This is a genomic window from Curtobacterium sp. B18 (assembly GCF_000333375.1).
Taxonomy (GTDB): domain Bacteria; phylum Actinomycetota; class Actinomycetes; order Actinomycetales; family Microbacteriaceae; genus Curtobacterium.
Map to the genome: position 1 here is coordinate 1 of NZ_BACZ01000081.1, position 2597 is coordinate 2597.

The 2597-nt window shown below is 70.7% G+C and carries 3 protein-coding genes and 1 pseudogene; all 4 read right to left on the minus strand.

The annotated features are described in order from the left end of the window. Positions 1–238: hypothetical protein (locus tag I5E_RS20990; protein WP_042723509.1), on the minus strand; the 238-nt coding region annotated here is incomplete at its 3' end. Positions 239–263: 25 nt separating this feature from the next. Continuing rightward, positions 264–680 (minus strand): hypothetical protein, encoded by a 417-nt coding sequence (locus tag I5E_RS26175; protein ID WP_022905574.1) that lies wholly within the window; start codon positions 678–680, stop codon positions 264–266. Between the two features lie 55 nt (positions 681–735). Continuing rightward, positions 736–1476, minus strand: a pseudogene (locus tag I5E_RS20995) (lysophospholipid acyltransferase family protein). Between the two features lie 32 nt (positions 1477–1508). Next, positions 1509–2462: an ROK family glucokinase gene (locus tag I5E_RS02350; protein WP_031261143.1), complete on the minus strand. Its 954-nt coding sequence runs from the start codon at positions 2460–2462 to the stop codon at positions 1509–1511. Positions 2463–2597 lie beyond the last annotated feature (135 nt).

Genomic DNA, 2597 nt, shown 5'->3' on the forward strand with positions numbered 1-2597 from the left:
GCTCGCCGAGGCCCGCCGTCAGGGTGCCGCCGGCGGACGCGAGTCGTTCGACGACCTGCTCCTGCCGGTCGGTCAACGGTTCGTCGATCATCTCGTCGACGGTGTCGCGGATGTTCTGCTCGCTCGCGTCCAGGGCCGCCTCGTCACCCGAGTGCAGCGCGGCCGCCTCGCCGACGACGACGAGTCCGAGCCGCGCGGCATCGTCTTCCGGGCGCTGGCCTTCGTGCTCGTCAGTCATGAGCGGGACCGTACGCTCGACCGGATCACGCTTCCTGGACAGCGGGGTACGCCGGCGGTTCCCCCGACGGCCGTTCCGCCCACCGTCCGAGCAGCCACTCGGCCGCGGCCAGCCCCTCGCGCCGCTGGAAGTCCCGGAGCGTCGGCATGTGCGGGATGTCCGGCCGCGCCGCCTTCTCGAAGAACGTGCCGGCCAACCCGGCGAGGACCGCGTCCACGCTCGCTGACGGCAGACCGGCGAACACCGGGTGGGTGGCGAGGTGGTGCTCGACGTCGGCGTCCTCTCCGCGGACGAGCACGTCGAGCAGGTAGGCCGATGCCGCCTCGGCCGCGGCCTGGTCCGGCCAGGTGGGCTGCTGCTTGATCGGGAGCGTCCGCCAGTAGTCGAGGCCCTCGATCACGTCCGGATCCTGCAGGGCGACGAAGTCGGTCGACTCGAACAAGGGTGGTACCTCTCGAAGGGATGGCCGTCCGGGCGGTTGCCGGAACCATCGAATCCTAACGTGCCGACGTGCCCCGGCCATTCCGTGTGACCTTGGCGCGGAGGACCTGCTCACGTGCCGTGCTCGCGCGCTCCTTGACGCTCGTCGCGTACACGTCGACGTACTCCTGACGGCTCAGTCCGGCGAGCTCGTGCATGACCTCGTCGGTGACGCTGCGGAGGATGAAAGCGGTCGGCCTCGAAGCCTTCGAATCGCGAGAAGTCGAGCGGCTTGCCGAACACGACGCCGACCCGCTTGAATTTCGGGACCGCTGCCCGATCTGCTGCACCTCGCGCGTGCCGATCATCGCGACGGGGACGACGGTGACGCGGCCCTCGAGGATCATCCGGGCGATGCCGGTGCGGCCCCGGTACAGCTTGCCGTCCGGGCTGCGGGTGCCCTCGGGGTAGATGCCGAGCTGCTCACCGCGGGCGAGGACCTGCAGGCCGGTGCGGAGCGAGGCCTCGGACGCCTTCCCGCCGGAGCGGTCGATCGGCAGCTGCCCGATGGCGTTGAAGAACGTCTTCGTCGCCCAGCCCTTCAGCCCGCGCCCCGTGAAGTAGTCGCTCTTCGCGAGGAACGACAGCCGACGGTCGAGCACGGCCGGCAGGATCACCGAGTCGATGAAGGAGACGTGGTTGGACGCGAAGATCACCGGCCCCGTCGTGGGGACGTGCTCACGGCCGACGACCCACGGCCGGAAGAGCGTGAGGATGAGCGGCCCGAGCAGGAAGTTCTTCAGCAGCCAGTAGGTCATCGTCGACTCCGAGACGGTGGGGTGGTGCGACCCTACGCCGTGCGGGCGTGGATCCGAGCGAGGTCGGCCGCGCCGACGACACCGGCGTCGTTGACGAGTTCGGCGATCACGAAGTCCGGCTCCGGGTGGTACCCACGGGCCGGCAGGTTGTTGAGGTACGCCTGCTTGATCGGGTCGAGCAGCCGGTCCCCCGCGCTGGCGACGCCGCCGCCGAACACGAAGAGCTGCGGGTCGAGCACGGCGGACAGCGAGGCGCAGGCCTCGCCCAGGTGCCGACCGAGCCGCCGCAGCGCCGCGAGGGCACCGGGGTCGTCGGCCAGGATGAGGTCGCCGACGATGTGCCCGTCGAGCTCGCCGCCGTTCGCCGCGCGGGCGTCGGCCAGGGCGGACCCGATGCCCCCGGCGTCCGCGACGTCGTTCGCCATGCGCTGCAGGGCACGACCGGACCCGTACTGCTCGATGCAGCCGCGGGCACCGCAGCCGCAGGGCAGTCCGTTCGGCACGATGCGGAGGTGGCCGATCTCGCCGCCGGTGCCGAAGCCCCCGCGGAAGAGGCGGTCCTCGGTCACGATCGCGCCGCCGACACCGGTGCCGATCGTCAGCATGGTCATGTCGGACACGAGCCGACCGGCGCCGAAGCGGAACTCGGCCCAGCCCGCGGCGTTCGCGTCGTTGTCGACGGTGATGTGCAGGTCGCCGATCCGCTGCTGGAGCTTCTGGCGCAGCGGCTCGTTCCGCCACCGGATGTTCGGCGTGTAGTAGACGATCGACTGCGAGGCGTCGATGAAGCCCGGTGCGGCGACGCCGACGGCGCCGACCTCGTTCGCGGCGCGCAGTCGCGAGACCATCGCGACCACGTCGTCGAGCATGGCGTCCGGGTCCGCAGCGTTGGTGGCCACCCGGTCCTCGGCGAGGATCTCGCCCAGTTCCGTGACGACCGCTCCCGCGATCTTGGTGCCCCCGATGTCGATTCCGATGGCGTGCACGAGCAACGAGCCTACCGGTTCCCCGCACGCTCACGGAACGCGGGGGAACGCGTCCTATGCTGACGGTGCGGCCTCGACGATGAGGCCCACTCGAATCGAACCGGCCGACAAGGGAGTCACCGTGAACGATCAGCG